This is a genomic window from Streptacidiphilus sp. MAP5-3 (genome assembly GCF_041262505.1).
Classification (GTDB): Bacteria; Actinomycetota; Actinomycetes; order Streptomycetales; family Streptomycetaceae; genus Streptacidiphilus.
The window spans coordinates 92,700-116,919 of sequence record NZ_JBGCCL010000004.1; the positions used below are offsets into that span (position 1 = coordinate 92,700).

Sequence of the window (24,220 nt, forward strand, 5' to 3'; positions counted from 1 at the left end):
TGAGCACATGTCAATCCCCGTGCCACATACCCCTGGGGGGTACAGTCGCAGCATGACCGCATCGCGCGCCGTTCATGCCCTCGCCCATGCGCTCGCCCTGGTCGGGTCGATGACCTGGGAGATCACCTGGGCGCTGATCCTCGGGTTCCTGCTCTCCGCGATCGTCCAGGCCGTGGTGCGCAAGGAGACCGTCGTCCGGCTGCTGGGCGACGACCGTCCGCGCACGCTGGCGGTCGCCTCCGCGCTGGGCGCGGCGTCCTCGTCCTGCTCGTACGCGGCGGTGGCGTTGGCCCGGTCGTTGTTCCGCAAGGGCGCCGACTTCACGGCGGCGATGGCGTTCGAGATCGCGTCGACCAATCTGGTCGTGGAACTCGGAGTGATCCTGGCGCTGTTGATGGGCTGGCAGTTCACGCTGGCCGAGTTCGCGGGCGGGCCGATCATGATCGTGGTGCTGGCCGTGCTGTTCCGTCTCACCTTGCGCGAGCGGCTGCTGCGCGGCGCACGCGAACAGGCGGACCGTGGGCTGGCCGGGTCGATGGAGGGGCACGCGGCGATGGACATGTCGGTGCGCCGCAGCGGGTCGTTCCGGCAACGGCTGTTCTCGGGCGAGGGGTTGACGTCGGTCTCCCATGTCTTCGTGATGGAGTGGGCGGCGATCCTGCGCGACCTGGTGATCGGGCTGTTGATCGCGGGCGCGATCGGGGCCTGGGTGCCGGACTCCTTCTGGAACCACTTCTTCTTCTCGGGCCATCCCTTGGCGTCGAAGATCTGGGGACCGCTGGTCGGTCCGCTGGTCGCGGTGGTGTCGTTCGTCTGCTCGATCGGCAACGTGCCGCTGGCGGTGGTGCTCTGGAAGGGCGGGATCAGCTTCGGCGGCGTGGTCGCCTTCATCTTCGCGGACCTGCTGATCCTGCCGATCCTCGTCATCCACCGCCGCTACTACGGCACCGGGATGACGCTGTACCTGCTGGGGACCTTCTACGTGGCGATGGTGGTGGCCGGCTATGTGGTCGAACTCGTCTTCGGCGGGCTGGGGTTGGTGCCGGACCAGCAGCGGGCGCGGATCCCCATGGAGGGCGTCAGCTGGAACTACACGACCGTGCTGAACATCGTCTTCCTGGTGCTGGCGGCGGCCCTGGTGGTCCGCTTCCTGCGCACGGGCGGGCGGCAGATGCTCGCGATGATGGGCGGCTCCCCGGACGCCGGGCACGGCGAGCACGCGATGCACGAGGCCCACCAGGCCCACCAGGCCCACGGCGGGCACTGACCGCTGCGCGCTACAGCCACTGCGGGCGCAGGCCCGCCAGCGCCTTGCCCTCGGTCGAGAGCATGCCGGCCCGGTAGTCGAAGCGCGGGGTCGCCGAGAACATCAGCCACAGGTACTTGAGGTTCTCCGCGAACCAGTAGCCCGGCGTCAGGTCGTCGTAGGAGCGCGCCGATCCGGCGGGCGCGGTCACATCGCGGAGGTTGGTGTAGCCACCGGGGACGCGCTGGCGGTCGCGCATGGCGAGGAACCAGCGGTAGGCGCACTGCTTGTAGTGCTCGTCGCCGGTGATCCGCCACAGGTCGAAGGCGGAGTTGGCGTACTCGGGCCGCAGCTGGCCGGAGCGGTCGACAGGGGCCAACGTGGTGTAGTCGATCGACTCGGGCAGCACGGGATGGCGCTCCAGCACGGCCGTCCACGAGTCGAAGTACTCCGAGCCCTCGCGGACCGCGCCGCCCTTGCCCAGCAGTCCCGCGTAGAAGGCGCCGAGCTCCAGCTGCGTGGTCGGGCCGCTGGGGCGTCCGGTGTGGAAGTCGACCGACCGGAACCAGAGCCGGCCGCCGACGCGGACCGACTGGTGGCGCAGGATCGCCGCGGTCAACATCCGGTACCAGCTCTTCAGTTGGGTGTCGGCGAGCAGCGCCCCGCTGGTCCAGAGGTACTCGTAGAACGAGTCCACGGGCGCGTTCGGCGCGACGGTGGTGCAGTCGACCCAGCGGCCGGTCTCGACGTCGATCGACGTGCCGAGCAGGTCGAGCGCGCTGCGGCGGGAGATGACGGCCCGGTAGGCGCGGAGCGAGGCGTCGTAGTAGCGCGCGTCACCGGTGAGGCGGCTGAGCAGGCCGAACTCCATGGCGTTGCTGCCGATCTCGGCGAGCGCGGCGACCTTGCCGCGCACCGCGCCCGTACGCAGGTTGACGTGGGTGTAGGGCATGCCGGTCGGCGAGGCGGTGAAGGCGGGCAGCAGCCGGTCGGCGAGCTCGCGGGCGCGGTCCAGCAGGGCGGGCCGCTGCGTTGCCTGATAGCCCGCCAGCAGTCCGCCGACGAGGCGGATGATCGCCTCGAAGATCTGCACGTCGGCGTTCTGCGCCGGGTCGAGGTGCTGCTCGATCCAGTCGCAGCAGCTGATCACGTCGGCGTCCTCGCCCATCAGGAAGAGCGTGTCCAGCGCCTCGACGATGGAGAGCCCGAAGGTGTGGCCGGGCGCGAAGAAGTCGTGGGTGGTGCGGCTGATCGGCCGCGCCTCGTCGTGCCCCCAGGCGACGTCCTGGTACCCGCGCCAGCCGTGCAGGTACTCCTCGCGGACGGCAGCGGCGGCGATCGCGTCCGCCGACACGCTGGGCTCGGCGGGCGCCGCCGCGCCGAGCACGAGCGCGGTCGCCGCGCCGCCGACGCCGGCGGCGAGCACCGTCCGCCGGCTCGGCCGGCGGGCGCGGCCCTGGGACGCGCGGGACGTCGGCAACAGCGGGAGGGGCACAGGGGTGACCGTCATTCCGCCAGCAAGCCAGGCCCGACGCTTGTCGGATGATATCCACGCCGTCGGCTCACTCGATCGGGTTGCCCCACCCGCCGATCGCCGCAGTGCGCAGCGGTGGGACGGTCACCGTGGGTGACGGGTCGTCAGGCACGCGTCGGAATGCTCGGCCGCCGGGAATGCCGACGATCGCCGTCGCGTTGACCTGCGCGAACAGATCCCCGCGAACCTGATCCCCACGAACCTGATCCCCCAGAACCCGATCCGCACGAACCTGATCCCCCAGAACCCGATCCGCACGAACCTGATCCGCTCCGATCCGAGAGGTCGCCGTGTCCCAGTCCGAACAGTCGCATGCTCCCGTCCGCGAACTCCGCCTGGTGGTGACCGCCGACGACTACGACGCTGCGCTGCGCTTCTACCGCGACGTCCTCGGCCTGCCCGAGCGCGGCGCGTTCTCCTCCCCCGACGGCCGGGTGACCATTCTGGAGGCCGGGCGGGCGACCCTGGAGATCGCCGACCCGGGCCACGCCGACTACATCGACGACGTCGAGGTCGGCCGCCGCGTCGCGGGCCACATCCGCGTCGCCTTCCGGGTCGACGACGCCCCCGCGATGACCGCCCGCCTCGCCGAAGCGGGCGCCCAGGTCCTCGCCGAGCCCACCCGCACCCCGTGGCACTCCCTCAACTCCCGCCTGAACGCCCCGGCCTCGCTCCAGCTGACCCTGTTCGAAGAGCTGGGAGCTCCGTCGGAGCCGTCGGCAGCGCCGGAGCCGGAGCCGGGAGCGTGACGGATCAGGCGAACGATCCCGCGCACTCCGGGTGGCCCCAGCTGGAGCCGACCTTGGTGATCTTGTCGCCCTTGGCGTAGGGGCGGGAGCAGGGGCAGGTGCCCGGGTAGCGGGCGGCGAGGGTGCGGGCGGAGCCGGAGCCGGTGGAGGACTTCGCCGGGGCGCCGGTGGAGTCGGTGGAGGCGGACTTCGCGCCGCCGCGTGCCGGGCGGCTGAGGCGGGCGCGGCCCTCGGCGGTGACCGGGGCGGGGACGGGGAGGTCGTCGCCCGTGCCGGAGGCGTCGCGCTGGTCGCGGGCGGCGTCGCTGGCCGCCTTGTCGGCGATGGCGTTGAGCGGGTCGCCGTCGACCTGGTGCGCGGGGACGTAGACGAAGGTGACGTCCCGGCCGGTCAGCAGCTCGTCGATGTGCTGGATCAGCTCGCGGTTGGCGACGGGCTTGCCTCCCGCCGTCTTCCACCCGTTGCGCTTCCAGTTGTTCAGCCACTTGGTGACCGCGTCGCGGGTGTAGGTCGAGTCGAGCCGGACCTCCAGCGGGACCGCCGGGTCGGTGGCCTCCAGCAGTTGCTCCAGCGCGGTGAGCTCGCCGATGTTGTTGGTGCTGTGCCCGAGCGCTCCGGCGCGCCAGCGCTGGGGGACGCCGGTCGCGTCCGCGACGACGTAGGCCCAGGCGGCCGGCCCGGGGTTTCCCTTGGCGGCACCGTCACACGCAGCGATGATTCGATCGACCATGCATCGATCATCCCAGGTCCCGCGAGCCCCCAGGTACACCCCCCGGACACACGCCCGGTGGACCCGCAGCCTCAGCCGGCAGGCCGCCAACCGAGTGCCGGGCCGAGACGGGTGGCGATGTCAGTGAGGATCTGCACGTAGTCCTCGTGAGCGAAGGTGAACGGCAGGGCGAAGGCGACCTCGTCGACCTGCTGGAACGCGGCGTGGGCGTGGAGCCGCTCGGCGAGCTCGGCCGAGGTGCCGACCAGGTCCGGGGCGAACAGCAGGCGGCCGGGTCCCTGCGGCGCGGTCGTGCGCGGCAGGCGGGACGCCGCGTAGGCGCGGTACTTGGCCTGCTGCTCGGCGGAGGCGCTGTCGGTCGGGATGACCACCAAGCCCTGCGAGACCCGGGCCCGCTCGCGGTCGGGGTGGTGGGCGCGGAACTCCAGGATCTGGGCGAGCTGGATCGCGGCGAAGTCCGTCCCGCCGTCCTCCTGCTCGGCCTGTTCGGCTAGTTCGGCCGGTTCAGCCGGTTCGGCTTTGACCACGCTGCTGGTGAGCAGGTTCATCCCCTGCTCGCCCGCCCAGCGGGCCGAGCGCAGGCTCGCGCCGCCGTACCACAACCGCCGTCCCAGGCCCGGGGACTGCGGCTGGACGCGGTCGGAGAAGACCTCGATGCCCTCGACGCCGCGGAAGTCCGTCGCGGCCTCGCCGCGGACGAAGCCGAGCAGGCGGCGGACCCGGTCGTACCCGAAGTCCTCGGCGTCGGCGGTGTCCGGGTATAGGGCCTGCTTGACGTCGTCCCAGTGCATCGGCGGGCCGACGCTGACGCCGGGGTTGAGCCGTCCGCCGGAGAGGATGTCGACGGTGGCCAGGTCCTCCGCCAGGCGCAGCGGGTTCTCCCAGCCGAGCGGGATCACCGCGGTGCCGAGCTCGATCCGGCGGGTCCGCTGCGTGGCGGCGGCCAGCACGGCGACGGGCGAGGAGATCCCGTGCTGGAGGTGCCGGTGCCGTACCCAGGCGGTGTCGAAGCCCAGCTGCTCGCCGAGTTCGATCAGTTCCAGGGTCGACGCATGGCCGGGGCCCGGGTCGGCCGGGTCGAAGAGGCCGATGGTCAGGAAGCCCAGCTTCCGCAGCGGCTCGGACGTCGTCGGCACAGGTGCTCCTCCCGGACGGGTGATCTTCGATGATCTTCCGTGATCCTCGGTCATCCTCCGTCAGCAGGGACGGTGCGCGCAGCGTTCGACCGCCGAACGACACAGCGACGCAACGCCGCGCAAGGCGGCGCAATACGGGTTCAGTCCGGTGGGACGGGCGGCCGGTGCGGCGGCGACGGGTCGTGGGCGGCCGCGCCGTCGTGGCGGGTGGCCTGGGCCACGGCGCGGGAGAGGCGCTGGGGCGGACGGTGTGGCTCCATGCTGAGCTGTTTGAGCCGGCCGCCGACCGTGTCGGTGAGGCTCAGCACCACCGGCGCGGTCACCACGACCGAGACCTCCAGCCAGATGGCGACGTGCGGGGACAGGTCGTCGGCCTTGTCGGCAAGGGAGTTGAGGCACTGGATCATCACCAGCCCCTGCGCCACGTACCAGCAGCTGCCCAGCAGCCAGACCACCGCGAAGCGGACCCGCAGGCCCCCGGGGATGTCACGCTGGAAGTCCCGCCGCTGCAGGTTGCCCGGGTAGTTGCGGTGCGCCTCGGCCAGCTCGCTGCTGTACTTCTCCAGCGGCGGCACGACGATCTCGACCGTCCGGGTCAGCGCCCGGTAGAGCCACCACCCGGGCAGTCCGCGGACGGCGGTCCAGTAGGCCCGCAGGGCGACGGCCGTTCCCAGCACCTGTCCGGCGGCGACCACGGCGGCGATGCCGCCGAGCGTGCTCCAGAAGACCTCGTGGTACGTCCCCGCGATTCCCGCCGTTCCGGCCGTCATTTGACCAGCGTGCGTCAAGTTCACCGTCCGTGACAAGAGTTGACGGCGAGGGGATCAGTTTCGGCCAACCCGGAACGGCGGCACGGACGGGCGGTTTGTCCGTTCCGGGCCGTACGACCAGCGACGTGAACGGCGGTGCTCATGGCCGAGACCTGTCGAGGGAACCGAAAACCCGGCTGCCGATGTCGGTGGGCTGCGCCAACCTCCAAGGACCCACTTCTCACTCCCCTGGAAGGAAGTCCGTCATGGGCCTCTTCACCGACACCCGACCGTCCCCGCACGAGCTGACCGAGCTCCGGCTGATGAAGGCCGGGGCGCCGTCCGACTGGAAGCGCACCCGGCACAAGTGGCTGCTGGGCGCGGGTCTGGTCGTCGGCTTCTGGGCCGGATCACACCTGAGCCCGGCCACACCGGCCGCGTGCACGACGCCGTCACCGTCCGCGTCGGCGCACCACGCCAGCGGCACGGCGCCTCCCGCTGCCGTCCGCCCGTAGCGGGGGCGCCTCCGCTCAGCAGCGGGGGTGCCTGCGCTCAGCAGCGGGTCATCCCGCCAGGGCGAACTCGCGGACCGCGTCGGCGAGGTACTCCACCTCGGCGTCGGAAAGCTGTGGGTGGACCGGGAGCGAGAGCATCCGGTCCCCCGCACGCTCGGCGGCGGGCCACTCCGCCGCCGGGTCCACACCGACGCCCGCGTAACGGGCGAAGGCGGGCTGGCGGGGCAGCGTGCGCGGGTAGTAGACGTGCGAGTCGATGCCGCGTTGCGCGAGGTGCGCCGCCAGCGCGTCGCGGCGTTCGGCCTGGACGGTGTAGACGTAGTAGCAGCGCCCGTCCCGGCCGGGGGGCGGGGCCAGCACACCGTGGTCGGCCAGGTCGGCGAACCGCTCGGTGTAGTGCTCGGCGATCCGGGCGCGCCGCTCCAGGCGGGCCGGGAACCCGGGCAGGCGGTGCAGCAGGAACGCGGCCTGGATCTCGTCGAAGCGGCTGTTCCAGCCGATCCGGTGGTGCAGGAAACGGGTCCGGCCGTCCTGACCGTGGTTGCGCAGCATCCGCACGGTGCGGCCCAGTTCGGCGTCGCGCGTCACCACCACGCCACCCTCGCCCGCCGTGCCGAAGGTCTTGACCTGGACGAAGGAGTAGACGCCCGCCTCCCCGGCGAGCCCCGCCGGGACGCCCCGCCGGACGCCGCCCTGGGCCACCGCGGAGTCCTCCACCAACCGCAGGCCGTACGCGTCGGCGAGCGCGGCGAAGCGCGGCATGTCGGCCATCACCGAGAACATGTGCGCGGGCATCAGCGCCTTGGTGCGCGGGGTGATCCGGCGCTCCATGACCTCGGGGTCGACGACCATCGTCCACGGGTCGACGTCCGCGAAGACCGGCACGGCGCCGAGCGCGACGACGGAGCTGGCCAGTGGCGCGCAGCCCAGTGCGGGGACCACCACCTCGTCGCCGGGGCCGACGTCCATCGCGGCCAGCACCAGGGTCAGCGCGCTGGTGCCGCTGCCGCAGGCGACCACGTCGGCGGCGCCGAGCTGTTCGCGCAGCGCCTCCTCGAACCGTGCGGTGTGCTCGCCCAGGATGAAGCGCTGGCTCGCGCCCTCCGGGCGGGCGGTCCCGATCTCGTGGACCAGGCGGACCAGGTGCTCCCGGTCCGACTCGAAAAGGTCCGGAGGGAAGAAGTGCAGCCTCATGCGCGGGCTCCCTCGCGAGTGCCGGGGTAGGGCGTGGCGGGACGGGACGTGTCGGAGTAGGGCGTGGCGGGACGGGACGTGCTGGGGCGGAAGGTGCGGATCAGGTCGCAGACGCGGTCGACGGCGTCGAAGGTCAGGTCCGGGTAGAGCGGCAGCGCGAGGGCGCGCGCACAGGCCGCCTCGGCGTGCGGGAAGTCGCCGGGACGGTGGCCCAACTCGGCGAAGCAGGGCTGGAGATGGAGCGGGGTCGGGTAGTAGGTCTCGGTCTCCACGCCGTGCGCGGCCAGATGGGCGGCCAGTTCGTCGCGGTGCTCCACCTCGATCAGGTAGACGTAGAAGACCGGGTCGGCCTTGGCACCGCAGCGCGCGCCGACCGGCTTCGGCAGACGCAGCACGCCGGGCGTATCGTCGAGCCGTTCGGTGTAGGCGGCGGCGAGTTCGGCGCGGCGGGCGATGTCGGCGTCGAGCCGGGTCAGCTTGGCCAGCAGCACGGACGCCTGGATGTCGTCCATCTTGCTGTTGTAACCGGGCACGCCGCTGCTGGTGTTGATGGTGCGGAAGTCGCCGAGCGTGCGGCCGAACCGGCCGTGGTGGCGCAGCGCGTCGACGGTGCGGGCGATCTCGTCGTCGTCGGTCAGCACCGCTCCGGCGTCACCGATCGCGCCCAGGGTCTTGGTCGGGAAGAACGACAGCACGCCGCCCGCGCCGAGGAGACCGGCGTGCACACCGTCGCGGCGCATGCCGATCGCCTCGGCGCTGTCCTCGACGACGACCAGGTCGTTCAGCCGCGCCAACTCGCCGAGCCGAGCCATGTCGGCGAGTTGGCAGAACAGGTGGACCGGCATCAGGAACCGGCAGCTCGGGGTGAGCACCCGCTCCACCGAGGCCGGGTCCATCGCGTAGCTGACCGGGTCGATGTCGGCGAAGACCGGCCGCCCGCCGGCCAGTACCACGGAGGAGGCCGAGGCGACGAAGCTGAAGGCGGGGACGACCACCTCCTCGCCCTCCCCCGGTCGCAGCCCGGCCGCGCGCAGCAGCAACACCAGCGCGTCGGTACCGCTGTTGACGCCGATCACATGGCGGGCACCGGTGTAGGCCGCCAGTGCGTGCTCGAACTCACCTACCTTGGCGCCGTGTGAGAACTTTCCTTGGGCCAGCAGCTCGGCGAGATGCCCGTCGATGACCTCGCGCAGTCCGGCGAAGGTCTCCGCCTGGGTGAAGAACGGTACGCCGGGCGGGGGTTCGCGCCGATCGGAGCAGCTGAGAGGGTCCATGTCCGCCTTTCACGATTGCCTTACCGTGTCACCGGCTGCGGAAAACATCCCGAAGCTAAACCACATCCGTTCACGAACTGAGGGAAACCTGGGTCGCACTGGGCCGATTCACCCGATCAGGTACACCACGCCAATGAATCTTTGACTTGGGCCGTTTTCCCCACCAGGCTCAGGCACATGCTCCGAACACTGGTCGTGGGACTGGGCCGAGCCGGCGCGGGTCTGCATCTCCCCGTCCTGGCCAAGGCCCGGGCACAGCAGCCGCACCTCTTCGCCCCCGGCCCGGTCATCGGCGTCGATCCGTCCGTCCCGCCCGACGGTGACAGCGAGACCTCCCTCGACGGCGCGCTGCGCGTGGCCGAGTCGCTGAACGCGGCACGGCGGTTGGTGGCGCCCGACAACACGGTGGTCCATGTCTGCACCCCGCCGCTCGGGCGGCCGGAGGTGGTCCGCGACCTGCTCGGACTCGGCTTCCGCAAGCTGCTGCTGGAGAAGCCAGCCGCCACGGGCACGGACGAACTCGCCGAGCTGGTACGCCTGGTGGGCCGCGCCGGAGTGCAGGTCGCGGTGGTCGAACCGTGGTCGGCCAGCACCCTGACGGAACGTCTGGCCCGCCTGGTCACCGATGCGAAGTTGGGCACGCTGCGGCAGATCTCGGTGGTGCAGAACAAGCCGCGGTTCCACCGCTCGCTCACCACGCTCGGCCATCCGACCGCCTTCGACGTCGAGATCCCGCACGGCCTGGGCGTGCTGCTGCACCTGGCGGGGGACGCCAAGGTCGCCTCCGCCTCCTGCACCGATCTGGTGTTGCACGGTCGCCGCCTGCCGCGTCTGGGCAGCGGGTCGGTGCAGCTGCACCACCACGGCGGTGTGCGCAGCGAGATCCGCTCCGACCTGACCTCTCCGGTCCGCGAGCGGCGGATTACGCTGCAGTTCGACCACGGCACCGTCATCGGCCACTACCCGGCCGACTCCGCCGACGACCACGCCCAACTCCGGCTGGTCACACCGGGATCGGTGAGCCCACCCAAGCAGATCTTCCGCGACGACGCGCTCACCGCCTTCCTGCTGCGCGCGTACGCCGACTTCGACGGCGAGGGCCCGCCCGCCGAGGCTTTCACCCGCCAGGTTCGCGCGGTGGAACTGCTCGCCGACGCCAAGCGCCGCTGCGACAACGGCCTGACCGCCGAACTCCGGCTCATCGAAGAGGTGCTGACGGATGCGAAGTGACTGTCGGTCAGCAGGCCCGACGCTGACCGGGATCGGTGACGAGGCCGCCCTCGGCATCGACGGCCAGCTCGCCGCGATCGCCGAACTCGGCTGGCGCACGCTGGAGCTGCGCACCGTCGACGGCATCCCGCTGGCCGACCTGCCCGAAGCCGCCTTCGACCGCGCGGCCTGCGCGCTCGCTGACGCGGGCGTCGACGTGGTCGCGGTGGACGCCCGGATCGGCGGCTGGGCCCGCCCGGTGACCGGCGACTTCACGGCCGACCTGGACGAGCTCGACGTCCTCGCTCGCCGCTGTGCCCGGCTCGGCACCCGTTACGTGCGCGTCATGTCCTACCCGAACGACTCCCGCGCCCCGCTGAACCCGTCCGCCTGGGAGGCGGAAGTCCTGGGCCGCATGGCCGTGCTGGCCCACCGCGCCGCCGACGCCGGGTTGGTGTTGCTCCACGAGAACTGCTCCGGCTGGGCCGGGACCGACGCGGAACGCATGGTCCGGCTGCTCGACGTCACCGGCGGCACGGGCTTCGGGCTCCTCCTCGACACCGGCAACGGCCCGGCCTACGGCTACGACAACCACGCCCTGCTCCGCCGCATCCTCCCGTGGACGCGGAACATCCACCACGTGCACGTCAAGGACGCGGTGCTGGGCGTGGACGGTCGTCCTGCCTACCGCGAGCCGGGCGCAGGCGAGTTGCGCGTGGCCGAGGGGCTGCGGCTGCTGCTCGACCACGGGTACACGGGCGCCTTCTCCCTCGAACCGCACGTGGCCGTCCGCCCGCACGAGAACCACCGGGACGCGCCGGAGGAGTGCCACGCAGCCTTCGTCCGCTGCGGTCTGGCGCTGCGGCGGCTTCTCGACGACTCCGTGCTGCCGCGTCCGGTCGGGCAGCGCCCCGCCGAGGCCGCGCGATGACCGGTCGCCAGGCGACGCCGCGCCTCACTCCCGACGACCACACGCTGCTGCTCGACCTGCTCTCCCTCCCGACGGTCGGCCCGCTGGAGCAGGGGCCGGACGCACCACCGCCCGAGCTGTGGTTCGCCCAACACCGTTATGCCGCAGCGGCGGCCGAGCTCGGCTTCACGGTGGTGCACCACGCGGCGCCTGACGCGCGGTGCCTACAGCGTCTCGACACCCCATTGACGGTCTGTCAGGCAGCTGCCGAGCAGCCCGAATTCCTCACGGTCCAACCGAGCCTGGTTCTCTCTCTCGGCCCCGACGACGCTGCGCGCGAGCGGACCGTGATGGCCAACGTCCATCTGGACACGGTCGCCGGGCAGCAGCCTGTCTCCTTCGACGGGCACCGCTTCCACGGGCGCGGCGCGATCGACGCCAAGGGCCCGGCCGTCGCGCTGCTCGCGGGGGTGCGCGCGGCCGTGGCGGCGCAGCCGGACCTGCCGCGTGACACCCGGATCCTGATCCAGGCGGTATCCGGCGAGGAGGGCGGCGCGCTCGGCACGTTCGGCACCCGTCCGCTGGTCGAGGCCGGGCACTACGGCCGGCTCAACCTGTTCTGCGAGCCGACCGGCGGCCGGGCGCTGCTGCGCAGCACCGCGTCGATGACCGCTCGGATCGAGGTCACCGGTGAGGACGCCGTCGACGACCGTCCGGGCTCGGGCCACAACGCGACGGTCCTGCTGGGCTTTCTGGCGCACCATCTGGCCGTCACCCTCGACGCCGCGCTCGACCCGGCCGACGGCCAGATCTGCGTGGCCGGGCTGCACACGGGCACCCTGCACAACCGCGTCTACGGGCGCGGCAGTCTGCTGGTCAACCTCTCCTACCGCAGCGCGGCCGTCGGGCGTCGTCTGGAGCGCCGGTTCCTGGACGCGGTCCGGAGCGGGCTGCGGGCCTTCACCGACGCGCACCGGGACAGCAGCCGCCTGGCCCGGACCGCCGCCGACGCGCCGACCGTCACCCGCGTCACCTGGCTCAAGCGCGGCCTGCCCGCACTGGACAGCACGTACGGCGAGCACGGCGCGCACGGCGCTCCGGCGTGGCTCCTCCCGCTGCTGGCCCGCGCCGACGTGCCGCTCTGGCCCGCCGAGGAACCGGCCTTCACCTGCGACGCGATCTGGACGGCGGGCCTGCCCGACGCCCACACCGTGGTGCTCGGCCCCGGCAGCCTCGATGCCAACCACGCCCACGCCGACGGCGAGTTCGCCGACCTGTCCGACCTGGACGGCTTCGCCGACACCGTCGCCCGCCTGCTCACGCACTTCCGCGCCGCAGAGCAGTTCACCGCAGAGCAATTCACCGCAGAGCAGTTCACCGCCAAGCCGTTCACCGATCAGGCACCGCCTGCACCATCCGCAAGGAGCACCATCCCGCATGCCGCTGTCGAGCTCGCCCCTCCCCCATCAACTGACTCAGCGTCAGGACAGTCCGCTCGTCGACCATGACGACCTGCTGCGGTTCACCACCGACGTCTTCCGCCGCTGCGGAGTGGCCCGGGACCGAGCCGCCACCGCAGCCGAGGCACTCTGCTACGGCGACCTCACCGGCATGTCCTCGCACGGGCTGACCAATCTCACCCGGCTCTACCTGCCGCTCTTCGAGCAGGGCCGCGTCGACGCCTCCGCCGAGCCGCTCGTCACCACCGACGCGGGCGCGGCCGTCCGCCAGGACGCGCGGGGCGCGCTCGGGCTGTGGTCGGCCGCCGCCGCGATGGACCTCGCCGTCGAGCGGGCCGCGCGGTTCGGGATCGGGCTGGTCTCGGTCCACGGGGCCACCCACCTCGGCTGCGCGGGCTACCACGCGGCCCGCGCCGCGCACCGTGGCATGGTCGGCATCGTCGCCTCCAACTGCGGGCGTCAGCGCATCGCGCGCCCGCCGGGCGGACTGCGCACGCTGCTGGGCACCAACCCGCTCAGCATCGCCGCGCCTGCGGGCGAGCACCACCCGTTCGTCCTCGACATGAGCACCACGGTCGCCCCGACCAGCCGGGTCCGCGTCGCGGCCAGGGCAGGGCAGCCGGTCCCGGCGGGCTGGCTGGCCGACGACAACGGACGGACTGTCACCGACGCTGCCGCCTTCGACCGGGGCGAGGCGCATCTGCGCTGGCTGGGTGGCGATACGGAGACGGGCGGCTACAAGGGCTTCGGGCTGGGTCTGGCCGTGGAGGTGCTGGCCGCCCTGGTCAGCGGCTCCGGTCGCGGCCCGGAGCCGGAGGCGCTGGAGGCCGACGGCAGGCCGTCCGGCCGGGACGACGACATCGGCTTCTTCGTCGCGGCCGTCGCCCCCGGCGTGCTCCGTCCGGCGGGTGACGTGGCCGCCGATGCCGCAAGCCTGTTCGGCACCGTGCTCGACTGCCCTCCGGCGGATCCGGCCGCGCCGGTCCGCTACCCGGGATGGACGGAGGCCGAGCGCGCGCAGCGTCACCGCGCCGACGGCGTCCCGGTCTCGGCAGCGCTGCTCGGTGAACTCCAGGATGTGGCACAGCGGTTCGACGTGAAGGCACCAGTGGTGCGCAGGAGGGAGGCGAACTGATGGAGAGTCAGTCCTTTGCCGTCGTCGGCCTCGGCGTGATCTCGAAGTTCTACCTCGCGGCGCTGGAACGCTCACCCGCCGCCGGGCTGGTCGCGGTCTGCGACCGCAACCCCGCCGCCCTCGCACCCTGGCAGGGCCGGGTCCCCTGCTACACCGACCATCGGGAGCTGCTGGCGCACGAGCGGCTCGACGGCGTGATCGTCACCGTCCCCAACGACGCCCACACCGCCGTCTGCGGCGACGCGCTGCGCGCCGGGGTTCCGGTCTGTGTGGAGAAGCCGCTCGCGCTCACCTCCGCCGAGGCGGCCGGGCTGACGGCCGCGGCCGAGGCGGCCCGGGTGCCGCTGTTCACCGCCTTCCACCGGCGCTACAACGCCCGCGTCCGCCAGCTGGCCCGGCAGTTGGAGCCGTGCCGGGACGAGATCGCCTCGGTGGTGGTGCGCTACTTCGAGCAGATCGAGGAGCACACGGGCAACGACAGTTGGTACCTGGACCCGGCCCGCTGCGGCGGCGGCTGTGTCGCCGACAACGGGCCGAACGCGTTCGACCTGGTCCGCCTGCTGCTCGGCGACTCCGCCGAGCCCTCCTCGCCCGGCGCGCCGGCCCGACTGGCCGTCAGCAGCGCGACCGTCGGCTACGACGCGATCGGCGTCGACCGCCGGGCCGTCGTCGAGCTGTCGACCGCGTCAGGCGGCGCCCGAGAACGTTCGAGCGCCCGGGTCGAGCTCGACTGGTCCTACCCCGGCGAGGTCAAGGACATCACGGTCACCCTCACCGACGGCACGGTCCGCCACGCCGACATGCTGGCCGGTCACCACGGCTTCAAGGCCTCCCTCTGGCACGAGTACGAGGCGATCCTGGCCGAATTCCTCGCCCGGCTGCGGTCGCCGTTCCGCGTGGACGACGGCGGTCCGGCGGCGCTGCGCCTGGTCGAGGCCGCCTACCGGGCGTCCGACCGGGTGTCCGACCGGGCCCTCGACGGCGCGCCCGACCGCGCGCCCGCCCTCGCGGGGTGGACGGGCGAGGCGGTGGGCGCACGATGACCGTCCTCGAAGCACCGGCCCTGTCCGCATCCGCGTCGGCGTCGCAGCGGGAGAACGGGCCCAAGCGCGCCGTCCACGGGCGGCTGGTGAAGGTGCTGCTGCACCGCAGGGACGACCGCGGCATGGCCCTGGAGCCGCACGCCGCACGCTGCGTCCGCGCGGGCGAGGTCCACGAGTTGGTCACCACCGACCACCAGGAGACCGGACCCGGGGCCCGGATCGACCGCGTCGGGTTCCTCGGGTTCGTGGAGCTGGACAACGCGGGCGTCATCGACCGCGGCGACACCGTCCGGATCGGCGGGCGGACCGTCGGCACGGTGCTGGGTTTTGACGCCTGCCACTTCCCCAACCACTACAACATCCTGATCCACGCGCCCGTGCCGCTCACCGGCGCGGACCTCGGCCTCACGCCCGAACTGCCGGTCAGCTTCAAGCCGTTGGCCGCTCCTTCCCTCGTCCCCTCAACACCGGAGCGCACCATGCCCGTTCTCGACCCCGTCGGTTCCGCGCCGGACCTGGCCCAGGCGATGGTCTCCCTCACCGAGCTGGCCGACACCGGTCTGCCCAGGGAGACGGTCGCGCTGGCCGAACTCCTCAGGCTGCACGTCTCGCAGCGGAACGGCTGCGGCTACTGCACCACGCTCCACCGCGACGCGGCGCTGGCCGCCGGGCAGGACCCGGACAAGCTCGACGCCCTCCTCCGCTGGTCGGACGCCACGCATTTCTCCGCCAAGGAGCGCGCCGCACTCGCCGTCGCGGACCACCTCACCCGCGAGGACAGCGGCCCGATCCCGGACGCGCTCCGCGCCGACGCCGCACGGCACTTCGACCCGTCGGTGCTGGCCCGCCTGGTCTGGACGATCGCCGCGACCAACGCGTGGAACCGCATCGGCCTGGCGTCCGCCGCGGGTTAGGCCCTGCCCTGATCGGCCTCGGGTCCCGTCGGCGCGGGCAGGTCCGGGCGTCCGCGGCTGAGATGGACCGTCGCGCCGGACGCCCGCGCGTCGAGCGCCGCGTCCATCCGGGCGGCCAGTCGCCAGGGCAACGCCTCGCGCGCCTGCTCGCGGGTGAGCCAGCGCACCGAACTGACCTCGTCCCCCAGGACCATGGCCTCGGACTGCTCGGGCGTGAGCGGCTTGAGCGCGAAGACGAACGTGGACAGCGCGCGCCCGTGCTTGGACTGCCGGGCCGAGGAGGTGTCGACGGCCAGCACCCGGCCGACCTCCCACTCCAGGCCCAGCTCCTCCCACAGCTCACGGGCCGCGCCGTCAGCGGGCGACTCGTGCGCCTCGACCATCCCGCCCGGCAGTTCGGCGTGCTGCTTGTAACTCGGCTGCAGAATCAGCACGCGCCCATCGGTGCGGGTGACCACGACCGTCGCAGCCATCATCGGCGCGGGCAGCGTCGCGTAGTAGTCGCCCTGGCCCAACGGTCGCGGGACGCCGTCCTCCAGCACGGCGGTGTGCGCGCCCCGCTGCGCGGCCAACGCTGCCAGGAGGCGGCGGGCGAGTCGCCCGGGGACCAGCTCCGCTGCCTTCTCGGGCGCGAAGTAGCCCGCCGTCGCGCCCGGATCCACCGGGTGAGCGGCTTGGATGTGCACGGCCTGGACGTACCCGGCGTGGACGTGGTCGACCACGGTCCGGCCGTGCACCGACGCCGGGACGGTGTCGACCGCGAGCAGGCGGCCGACCTCGACGTCCCGCAGACCCGACTCCTCGCGCAGGCAGCGCAGTAGCCCGTCCACCGGCCCCTCGTCGCCCAGCATCCCGCCGGGCAGGTCCCAGGCCGCCTCGCCGCCGGCGGGGTCAACCCGCTGGATCAACAGCACGCGCCCCGCGTCGTCCGTGATTACCGCGTGGGCCGCCAACCCCGGCGTGCTCGCCACCCCTGCCCCCAGTCGACCGACAGTTCGCCTCCGAACGTCAGGCTGCCCGGGCGCGCGCCGGAGTATGCGGGCTGCGTCAGGTCGAGGCAGTCAGGCCGAGGCCGTCTGCTGGACGCGGCGGCGCGCCGTGGCCACGATCACCGGCTCCGCCCCGGCCCCGGCGTGGTACTCCGACCGCCGCGCACGCGGCTTCCGCACCCTGGTCGACGAGCTGTTCACCCACCCGGATAGCGTGGTCCTCGGCCTTCGGGCCACCCGGCCCGAACCGCCGGAGACCGTCGACGCGGTCCGTCCTGACCTGCTCCACCGGCTTTTCCGGCTTTCCGGCGCAGGGACGGCCGGGTCGTCAGGATCCGCGACTTCGCCGACCGGACCCCCGACCTGACCACCGCCGAGGCGCCGTTCCGGCAGACTGCCTGAACGTACCGAAGTACTGCACGGAACCAAAGCACCGCCCGGAACGAAGCACTGCCCGCCCACCTCCCTCGAACGGAGGCGACATGAACGTCGCCCTCGGCTATGCCGGCCCGCCCGCCTGGACCCTGTCCCGGGTCGTCGGCAGCTGGCAGCTCGAACCCACGGTCGTGGCCATCACCCTGGTGGCCGCCGTCGGGTACCTCGTCGGCGTCATTCGTGTCCGCCGTAGCGGCGGCGGGCTCTGGCCGCTGCAGCGCATCGCCGCGTTCTTCGGCGGGCTGGCGCTGTGGATCGTCGTCTGCTGCTCCGGCCTGGGCGTCTACGAGCGGTTCCTGTTCACCGACCGGGCGCTGCAGGCGGTGCTGCTGCTCATGGTCGTCCCGCTGCTGCTGGCGCTCGGCGCGCCGGTCAGCCTGCTGGTCCAGGCGGCGCCCGAGCGGCTGCGAGCCCACCTGGAGGCGGCGCTGGCCGGTCGGGTGTCGCGGGTGCTGATGTTCCCGCTGGTGTCGACCGTGCTGCTGATCGTGCCACCGTGGCTGTTCTACTTCACGTCCTGGTACGAGAACTCGCTGACCTCGTCGGTCTGGAACACCGCGTTCCATCTCGGCTTCGTCGCGTTCGGGCTCGCGTACTTCTGGCCGCGGCTGCAGATCGACCCCGTGCCGCACCACTACCACCCGCTGCTGGGCGTGCTGATCACGATCGCGGAGGTCATCTTCGACGCCGCGCTCGGCTTCGTCCTGGTCTTCGGCGGGCACCTGGTGGCCTCCCACTACTGGGACTCCCTGCACCGCCCGTGGGGCTGGTCCCCGCTGCAGGACCAGAAGTGGGGCGGCGCGGTGCTGTGGGGGCTCGGCGACATCGCGGGCGTGCCGTTCATGGTCGCCCTGATCATCCGCGTGGTGAAGGAGGAACGCCTCCGCACCCGGGTCGTGGACGAGGAACTCGACCGGATCGAGCAGGAGGCCGCGTCGGCGTCCGCGTCGGCGCCCCCCGTCGGGACCGCGGCCGCGGTCGCGTCCGCAGCCGACAAGGTCGCAGCCACACAGGTCCCGGAGCTGCCGGAGACCTCACGCCCGTGGTGGGAGACCGACCCGCGCCTGGCCCACCGCTACGGCTCCGCGCGCGACGCCGAGGACTGACGGCACCGAGGAATGGCGGCGCGGAAGGAATGGCGGCGCGCAGAAGCCCCGGCATGCACGGGGGGAACATGCCGGGGCTAGCCAGCCGCTCAAGACCAGCCTGAGAACCATATAGCCGCAGGTCAGGCCAGGGAAAGGGCCGGGGTGGCACCCCTCCCAGTGGTTCTGCCCGGAGCCGTGACCGGCAGCGGTGACCGAAACGGCTGACCGGCACCGGCCGATATCGCCTTGCCCACCCCGCGCCGCGCCCTCCACACTCCCGGCATGAGCGACGACGCACACGCCGACTTCTCCCACAAGCCCGTCCTCACCGGCGACAGGGTCGTGCTCCGGCCGTTCCGGCTCGACGAGGACGCCGATGTGATCCGCGACTTCCTCTCCGACCCGGAGGTGATCCGCTTCACCGACGGCCTGCCGGAGACCGAGCGCCGACCCTGGAGCGAGGAGTCGGAGCAGGGCATGCGTGCCTGGTACGGCACCCGGCACGAGCAGACCGACCGGCTCGACCTGGCCGTGGTCGACCGGGCCGGCGGCCGCTGCGTCGGCGAGGTCGTGCTCAACGAATGGGATCCCGCCAACCAGAGCTGCAACTTCCGCATCCTGCTGGGCTCCAGGGGCCGCGACCGCGGCCTCGGCACCGAGGCCACCCGGCTGATCGTCGGTCACGGCTTCGAGCGGCTGCGCCTCCACCGCATCTCGCTGTCCGTCTTCGACCACAACCCGAGGGCACGCCGCGCCTACGAGAAGGTCGGCTTCGTCCTGGAGGGCACCTCACGCCAGGCGCTGCGCTTCGGCGACGCCTGGGTCGACGACCACCACATGGCCGTGCTGGCCCCCGAGTGGCACCACCACCGCGGCCACCCCGGGGCCGCATAGGGCTTCCGGACGCTCCGAACACTCCCGACGCGACAGAAGCCCCGCTGCGGGCAACGCTGGAGGGGAGTCGGATCCGGGGAAGCGGCGCCGGGAGGCGAAGCGTATGGAGAAGAAGTGGTGGACCCTGCTGGCGGTCTGCGTCGGCACGTTCATGCTGCTGCTCGACGTCACCATCGTCGTGGTCGCGCTGCCCGACATCCAGCGCGCGCTGCACGCGGGCTTCAGCGACGTGCAGTGGGTGGTCGACGCCTACGCGCTCGCGCTCGCCTCGTTCCTGCTGACCTCCGGGGTGCTGGCCGACCGCTACGGGCGCAGGCGGCTGTTCGGGATCGGGCTGGTGATCTTCACCGCCGGGTCGCTGCTGTGCGGGCTGGCGCAGTCACCGGTGATGCTGATCCTTTCGCGTGCCGGGCAGGGCGTCGGCGGGGCGATCATGTTCGCCACCTCGTTGGCGCTACTCGGCCACAGCTTCCGGGGCCGGGACCGCGGGATCGCGTTCGGGGTGTGGGGCGCGATCACCGGACTCGCCGTCTCGCTGGGGCCGATCCTCGGCGGCCTGATCACCACGGGTATCAGCTGGCGCGGGATCTTCCTGGTCAACGTCCCCATCGGCGTCGCCGCCTGGGCGGTGACCCGGTGGCGGCTGGACGAGTCGCGCGCACCGCACCCCGGCAGGCTGGACCTGGCGGGTTTCGCCCTGCTGACGGCGGGCCTGGTGGGCCTGGTCTACGGCCTGATCCGGGCCGGTGAGTCCGGTTGGGGCGACGCCGGGGCGATCACGGCGCTGGCCCTGGGTGGTGCGCTGCTGGTCGCCTTCGTCCTCACCGAACTCAGAGTCGCCCACCCGATGTTCGACATGAGCCTGTTCCGCAAGCCCACCTTCGTCGGCGGCCTGTGCGCGGCCTTCGCGATGAACGGCTCGCTCTTCGCGATGCTGCTCTACATCGTGCTGTACCTCCAGGACGTGCTGGGCTACTCGGCGCTGGCCACCGGGACGCGTCTGCTGGTCAACAGCGGGGCGATGCTGGTGGCGGCGACGCTGGCGGGCAGGCTGAGCGAGCGCGTCCCCGCCCGGTGGCTGATCGGCCCCGGGCTGATCGGCGTGGGCGTCGGTCTGCTGCTGATGGCCGGCCTGAACGGCAGCAGCACCTGGACGGACCTGATCCCCGGCTTCATCGTCTCCGGCCTCGGCGCGGGATTCGTCAACCCGCCGCTGGCCTCCACCGCCATCGGCGTGGTCGAGCCGGAGCGGGCGGGCATGGCCTCCGGGATCAACTCGACCTTCCGGCAGGTCGGGCTGGCCACCAGCATCGCCGCCCTCGGCTCGGTCTTCGCCACCGAGCTGCAGCACAAGCTCACCACAGCGCTCGCGACGACGCCGTTGGCGCCCCGGACGGATCAGATCATCGCCGCCGTCCGCCAGGGCCAGGGACCGGGCGCGGCGGGTACCGCCGCCCTCCCGCCGCCCCTGCAGGCCACGCTCCAGTCGGCGGTCAGGTCGAGCTTCACCGGCGCGCTCGACACGCTGTTCGTCATCACGGCCGTGCTTGCGCTGGTCGGCGGGGTGGCCTCGGCGCTGCTGATCCGCACCAAGGACTTCGCCCACCGTCAGCCGGAGGGGCAGGAGAGCCCGGTGCGCAGCGGCGAGGCGGGGCGGGGCTGAGGGACGGGCTGAGGGACGGGCTGAGGGACGGGCTGGGGGACGGGCTGGGGGCGAGCGCCACCCTCGAAAGCCCGGGTGTACCGGGCGCTGGCGCGGGCAGATGCCCGAGGCACCCCGTCCGTCGGGGCCGGAACGGCACCGGAGGCAGCCATGAACGCCGTGGAACGTGGAATCCGCCGGCTCGACGCCTGGCAGCAGCGTCGGCGCGCGCTCGGCTTCGTCATCGGCGTCGTGCGCAAGTTCGGGGACGACCGCTGCGGGCAGCTGGCCGCGCTGATCACCTACTACGCGTTCGCGGCGCTCTTCCCGCTGCTCCTGCTGCTGACGACGGCGCTCGGCTTCGCGCTGCGCGGGAGCCCCTCCCTCCGCGCCGACGTGCTGAACTCGGCCCTGGCCGACTTCCCGGTGATCGGCGACCAACTGCGCGCGAACGTGCACAGTCTCCAGGGCAGTCTGATCGCGGTGACCTTCGGCTGCCTCGGCCTGCTCTACGGCTCGCTCGGCCTGGCGCAGAGCCTGCAGTTCGCGATGGCGCAGGTGTGGAACGTGCCGAACGTCCGGCGGCCGGGCTACCTCCCGAGGCTGGCCCGCTCGCTGGTGCTCATCCTCATGCTGGGCCTCGGTCTGCTGCTGGTCTCCACCGGCACCGGGCTGCTGAGCGGGCTGGTCGGGCCGGCCCCCGTCGTCACGGTACTGGGCCTGCTGGGCTCGGCGGTGCTCAACGCCGGCCTCTACCTCGCCTGCTTCCGACGGCTCACCCCGCACGAGGTCCCGTGGCGGCGGCTGCTTCCCGGCTGCCTGCTGGCCGGTCCCTGCTGGACCGCGCTGCAGGCCTTCGGCGGCGTGCTGGTCGCACACGAGCTGCGGCACACCACGCAGGTGTACGGGGTCTTCGGCACCGTCCTCGGCCTGCTGTGGTGGCTCTACCTCGGCGCGCAACTGTCGCTCTACGCGGCCGAGGTGAACGTCGTCGCGATGCGGCGGCTCTGGCCGCGCTCGCTGGTACAGCCGCCGCTGACCCGCGCCGACGAGCACGTCCTCGACGCGATCGCCCTGCAGGAGCGCAGGCGGCCGGAGCAGCACGTGGAGAGCCACTTCCGGCGGCGTGATCCCGCGCGGAGTCGCAGGCAGACGGAACCCCGGGGAAGGGAACCCTGCGAGAAGGAGCCTCCGAAGCGAGGGCCCGCCAAGACCTGACCCGTGCATGGTTGTTGACCCATGGTCAAAAACCAGTAGGAGCAACCATCACACGCTCCCTAGGATGGACGGTCATGGTTGATTTCTATCCTCCGACCGATCCCTACGACAGCGGCTACCTCGACACCGGGGACGGCAACCGCATCTACTACGAGCAACTGGGCAACCCGGACGGCAAGCCGGCCCTGAACGTCCACGGCGGCCCCGGCAGCGGGGCGGCGCGGCGGCCCACGCGGGCCTGGGACCCCGAGTACTACCGCGTCATCCGCTTCGACCAGCGCAACTGCGGCCGCAGTACCCCGCACGCCAGCGACCCGGCGGCGGACATGAGCCTCAACACCACGCAGCACCTCATCGACGACATGGAGCGCCTGCGCCAACACCTCGGCGTCGAGCGGTGGTTGCTCAACGGCGCGTCCTGGGGCTCGACCCTGATCCTGGCCTACGCGCAGCAACACCCGGAGCGGGTCAGCGAGATGGTCATCCAGGCGATCACCACCACGCGCCGGTCCGAGACCGACTGGCTCTACCGGGGCGCCGGGCTCTTCCAGCCCGAAGCCTGGGACCGGTTCCGTGACGGCGTCCCCGAGGACGAGCGGGACGGCGACCTGCTCGCCGCCTACGCCCGGCTGATGGAGAACCCGGACCGCGCGGTCCGCGCCAAGGCCGCCGCCGACTGGCTCGCCTGGGAGGACGCCGTCATCTCCAACGAGCCCAACGGCGTGCCCGGCATGTACAGCGACCGCGAGGTCGACGCGCAGATCGCGTTCGTCCGGATCTGCGCGCACTACTTCAGCAACGGCGCCTGGCTGGAGGAGGACCAACTCCTGCGCAACGCCCACAAGCTGGCCGGGATCCCGACCGTCCTGATCCACGGCCGCCACGACATGGGCTGCCCGCCGCAGACCGCCTGGGAGTTGGCGAAGTGCTGGCCCGACGTCCGCCTCCACATCGGCGAGGACGCCGGCCACGTGGGCGGCGAGGTGCTGGGGCAGATCGTCCGGACGGCCATCGAGGACTTCAAGAACCGCTGACCGCTGACGGCTGACCGGCGCCCGTTCGACGGCACAGCACGGCCGGCCGGGTGGACGCGCGGGGGGTCCGCGGGCGATCGTGAGCGCCATGAACGATCACCACACGTCGCCGCCGGCGCAGGCGGGCCCCGCGGCCGAGGCCGAGGCCGACGAGGTCCGCCGGTTCTGGCGTGGCCTCGGGTTGCCCGGACTGGTCGACGTGCACACCCACTTCATGCCCGAACGCGTCCTGCACAAGGTCTGGGACTACTTCGACACTCAGGGGCCGCTGATCGGCGGCATGGAGTGGCCGATCACCTACCGGCAGGAGGAGGCGGAGCGGAGCGCCGTTCTCCGGGCGTTCGGCGTGCGGGCGTTCACCTCGATGCTCTACCCGCACAAGCCCGGCATGGCCCGCTGGCTGAACGACTGGGCCGCCGACTTCGCCGAGCGCACCCCCGGATGCCTGCACACCGCGACGCTCTTCCCCGAGCCGGGTGTCGAGGCGTACGTCCGCGAGGCCGTCGACGCGGGTGCGCGCGTCTTCAAGGCACACGTGCAGGTGGGGGCGTACGACCCGGCCGACGAGCTGCTGCGACCCGCCTGGGGGCTGCTCGCCGAGGCCCGGATCCCCGTGGTGATCCACTGCGGCTCCGGGCCCGCGCCCGGCAAGCACACCGGCCCTGAGCCGATCGCGCGGGTGCTGGCGCGCCATCCGGAGCTGCGGCTGGTCGTCGCGCACCTCGGCATGCCCGAGTACGAGGACTTCCTCGGCCTCGCCGAGCGGTACGGGCAGGTCCGGCTGGACACCACGATGGCGTTCACCGACTTCGCCGAGGGATTCATGCCCTTTCCGCGCCGGGCGCTGCCGCGGCTGGCCGATCTCGGCGAGCGCGTCCTGCTCGGCTCCGACTTCCCCAACATCCCCTACCCGTACGTCCACCAGCTCCACGCCCTGGAACGGCTGGGCCTCGGCCAGGAGTGGCTGCGGGCCGTGTGCCACGACAACGCGGCGCGGCTGTTCGGGCTGTGATCGCCAACGCGGTCGCGGACGTGATCGCGGACGTGAACGCGGACATGATCGCGATCGGGGAGAAAATTCTCCGTCGGCTGTGTCGATCCGCTGCGACGCCGTTCGACCTG

General features: G+C 72.4%; 23 protein-coding genes. 16 read left to right on the forward strand and 7 right to left on the reverse strand.

Annotation, left to right across the window (positions count from 1 at the left end):
- Window positions 1–52: 52 nt before the first annotated feature.
- A complete protein-coding gene (locus ABH928_RS08970; protein ID WP_370063980.1) occupies window positions 53–1,267 on the forward strand; it encodes a permease in 1,215 nt (404 codons plus the stop codon).
- Between the two features lie 10 nt (window positions 1,268–1,277).
- Here ABH928_RS08970 and ABH928_RS08975 read toward each other — a convergent pair whose 3' ends face one another.
- Window positions 1,278–2,756 (reverse strand): glycoside hydrolase family 47 protein, encoded by a 1,479-nt coding sequence (locus ABH928_RS08975; protein WP_370063982.1) that lies wholly within the window; start codon window positions 2,754–2,756, stop codon window positions 1,278–1,280.
- A 314-nt stretch (window positions 2,757–3,070) separates the two neighbouring features.
- On the opposite strand from ABH928_RS08975, the gene ABH928_RS08980 reads away from it, so the two are divergent.
- Window positions 3,071–3,529: a VOC family protein gene (locus ABH928_RS08980; protein ID WP_370063984.1), complete on the forward strand. Its 459-nt coding sequence runs from the start codon at window positions 3,071–3,073 to the stop codon at window positions 3,527–3,529.
- A gap of 4 nt (window positions 3,530–3,533) precedes the next feature.
- On the opposite strand, the gene ABH928_RS08985 is transcribed toward ABH928_RS08980, so the two are convergent.
- The 3 genes from ABH928_RS08985 to ABH928_RS08995 form a co-directional block, all read right to left on the reverse strand.
- Window positions 3,534–4,259: a ribonuclease H gene (locus tag ABH928_RS08985; RefSeq protein ID WP_370063985.1), complete on the reverse strand. Its 726-nt coding sequence runs from the start codon at window positions 4,257–4,259 to the stop codon at window positions 3,534–3,536.
- A 71-nt stretch (window positions 4,260–4,330) separates the two neighbouring features.
- Window positions 4,331–5,395 carry an LLM class flavin-dependent oxidoreductase gene (locus ABH928_RS08990; RefSeq protein WP_370063986.1) on the reverse strand — a complete coding sequence of 355 codons (1,065 nt, stop codon included), beginning with the start codon at window positions 5,393–5,395 and terminating at the stop codon, window positions 4,331–4,333.
- A gap of 140 nt (window positions 5,396–5,535) precedes the next feature.
- On the reverse strand, window positions 5,536–6,165 hold the full coding sequence (locus tag ABH928_RS08995) for a hypothetical protein (protein ID WP_370063988.1): 630 nt from the start codon (window positions 6,163–6,165) through the stop codon (window positions 5,536–5,538).
- Between the two features lie 245 nt (window positions 6,166–6,410).
- On the opposite strand from ABH928_RS08995, the gene ABH928_RS09000 reads away from it, so the two are divergent.
- A complete protein-coding gene (locus ABH928_RS09000) occupies window positions 6,411–6,659 on the forward strand; it encodes a hypothetical protein (protein ID WP_370063990.1) in 249 nt (82 codons plus the stop codon).
- Window positions 6,660–6,707: 48 nt separating this feature from the next.
- On the opposite strand, the gene ABH928_RS09005 is transcribed toward ABH928_RS09000, so the two are convergent.
- Both ABH928_RS09005 and ABH928_RS09010 read right to left on the reverse strand, forming a co-directional pair.
- Window positions 6,708–7,853, reverse strand: a complete 1,146-nt coding sequence (locus ABH928_RS09005) for a DegT/DnrJ/EryC1/StrS family aminotransferase (RefSeq protein WP_370063992.1) — start codon at window positions 7,851–7,853, stop codon at window positions 6,708–6,710.
- Window positions 7,850–9,127 (reverse strand): DegT/DnrJ/EryC1/StrS family aminotransferase, encoded by a 1,278-nt coding sequence (locus ABH928_RS09010; RefSeq protein ID WP_370063994.1) that lies wholly within the window; start codon window positions 9,125–9,127, stop codon window positions 7,850–7,852. Before ABH928_RS09010 ends, ABH928_RS09005 begins: the two co-directional genes overlap by 4 nt.
- Before the next feature lie 177 nt (window positions 9,128–9,304).
- Here ABH928_RS09010 and ABH928_RS09015 point away from each other — a divergent pair, with 177 nt between their 5' ends.
- From ABH928_RS09015 to ABH928_RS09040, 6 genes are read left to right on the forward strand one after another with little or no spacing between them, the layout of a single operon-like run.
- Window positions 9,305–10,357 carry a Gfo/Idh/MocA family oxidoreductase gene (locus ABH928_RS09015; protein WP_370063996.1) on the forward strand — a complete coding sequence of 351 codons (1,053 nt, stop codon included), beginning with the start codon at window positions 9,305–9,307 and terminating at the stop codon, window positions 10,355–10,357.
- Window positions 10,347–11,267, forward strand: a complete 921-nt coding sequence (locus ABH928_RS09020; RefSeq protein WP_370063998.1) for a sugar phosphate isomerase/epimerase family protein — start codon at window positions 10,347–10,349, stop codon at window positions 11,265–11,267. The genes ABH928_RS09015 and ABH928_RS09020 overlap by 11 nt, the downstream gene beginning before the upstream one ends.
- On the forward strand, window positions 11,264–12,754 hold the full coding sequence (locus ABH928_RS09025) for a M20/M25/M40 family metallo-hydrolase (RefSeq protein WP_370064000.1): 1,491 nt from the start codon (window positions 11,264–11,266) through the stop codon (window positions 12,752–12,754). Before ABH928_RS09020 ends, ABH928_RS09025 begins: the two co-directional genes overlap by 4 nt.
- Window positions 12,684–13,841 (forward strand): Ldh family oxidoreductase, encoded by a 1,158-nt coding sequence (locus ABH928_RS09030; protein WP_370064002.1) that lies wholly within the window; start codon window positions 12,684–12,686, stop codon window positions 13,839–13,841. Before ABH928_RS09025 ends, ABH928_RS09030 begins: the two co-directional genes overlap by 71 nt.
- Window positions 13,841–14,884 (forward strand): Gfo/Idh/MocA family protein, encoded by a 1,044-nt coding sequence (locus ABH928_RS09035; RefSeq protein ID WP_370064004.1) that lies wholly within the window; start codon window positions 13,841–13,843, stop codon window positions 14,882–14,884. The genes ABH928_RS09030 and ABH928_RS09035 overlap by 1 nt, the downstream gene beginning before the upstream one ends.
- Window positions 14,881–15,798, forward strand: coding sequence for a carboxymuconolactone decarboxylase family protein (locus ABH928_RS09040; protein WP_370064006.1), 918 nt, complete (start codon window positions 14,881–14,883; stop codon window positions 15,796–15,798). Before ABH928_RS09035 ends, ABH928_RS09040 begins: the two co-directional genes overlap by 4 nt.
- Here the strand turns inward: ABH928_RS09040 and ABH928_RS09045 are convergent.
- Window positions 15,795–16,769 carry an NUDIX domain-containing protein gene (locus ABH928_RS09045; RefSeq protein ID WP_370064008.1) on the reverse strand — a complete coding sequence of 325 codons (975 nt, stop codon included), beginning with the start codon at window positions 16,767–16,769 and terminating at the stop codon, window positions 15,795–15,797. The genes ABH928_RS09040 and ABH928_RS09045 overlap by 4 nt on opposite strands.
- 127 nt (window positions 16,770–16,896) lie before the next feature.
- Here ABH928_RS09045 and ABH928_RS09050 point away from each other — a divergent pair, with 127 nt between their 5' ends.
- The 7 genes from ABH928_RS09050 (at window position 16,897) to ABH928_RS09080 (ending at window position 24,110) form a co-directional block, all read left to right on the forward strand.
- Window positions 16,897–17,154: a hypothetical protein gene (locus ABH928_RS09050; protein ID WP_370064010.1), complete on the forward strand. Its 258-nt coding sequence runs from the start codon at window positions 16,897–16,899 to the stop codon at window positions 17,152–17,154.
- A 115-nt stretch (window positions 17,155–17,269) separates the two neighbouring features.
- The gene (locus ABH928_RS09055) at window positions 17,270–18,328 is read left to right on the forward strand and encodes a cytochrome c oxidase assembly protein (protein ID WP_370064012.1); all 1,059 of its coding nucleotides are present in this window, start codon (window positions 17,270–17,272) and stop codon (window positions 18,326–18,328) included.
- A gap of 264 nt (window positions 18,329–18,592) precedes the next feature.
- On the forward strand, window positions 18,593–19,204 hold the full coding sequence (locus ABH928_RS09060) for a GNAT family N-acetyltransferase (RefSeq protein WP_370064014.1): 612 nt from the start codon (window positions 18,593–18,595) through the stop codon (window positions 19,202–19,204).
- 103 nt (window positions 19,205–19,307) lie between these two features.
- Window positions 19,308–20,867: an MFS transporter gene (locus ABH928_RS09065; RefSeq protein ID WP_370064016.1), complete on the forward strand. Its 1,560-nt coding sequence runs from the start codon at window positions 19,308–19,310 to the stop codon at window positions 20,865–20,867.
- 150 nt (window positions 20,868–21,017) lie between these two features.
- Window positions 21,018–22,064, forward strand: coding sequence for a YhjD/YihY/BrkB family envelope integrity protein (locus ABH928_RS09070; protein ID WP_370064018.1), 1,047 nt, complete (start codon window positions 21,018–21,020; stop codon window positions 22,062–22,064).
- Between the two features lie 74 nt (window positions 22,065–22,138).
- Window positions 22,139–23,098: a prolyl aminopeptidase gene (gene pip, locus ABH928_RS09075; protein WP_370064020.1), complete on the forward strand. Its 960-nt coding sequence runs from the start codon at window positions 22,139–22,141 to the stop codon at window positions 23,096–23,098.
- Between the two features lie 88 nt (window positions 23,099–23,186).
- On the forward strand, window positions 23,187–24,110 hold the full coding sequence (locus tag ABH928_RS09080) for an amidohydrolase family protein (protein ID WP_370064022.1): 924 nt from the start codon (window positions 23,187–23,189) through the stop codon (window positions 24,108–24,110).
- Window positions 24,111–24,220: the final 110 nt, after the last annotated feature.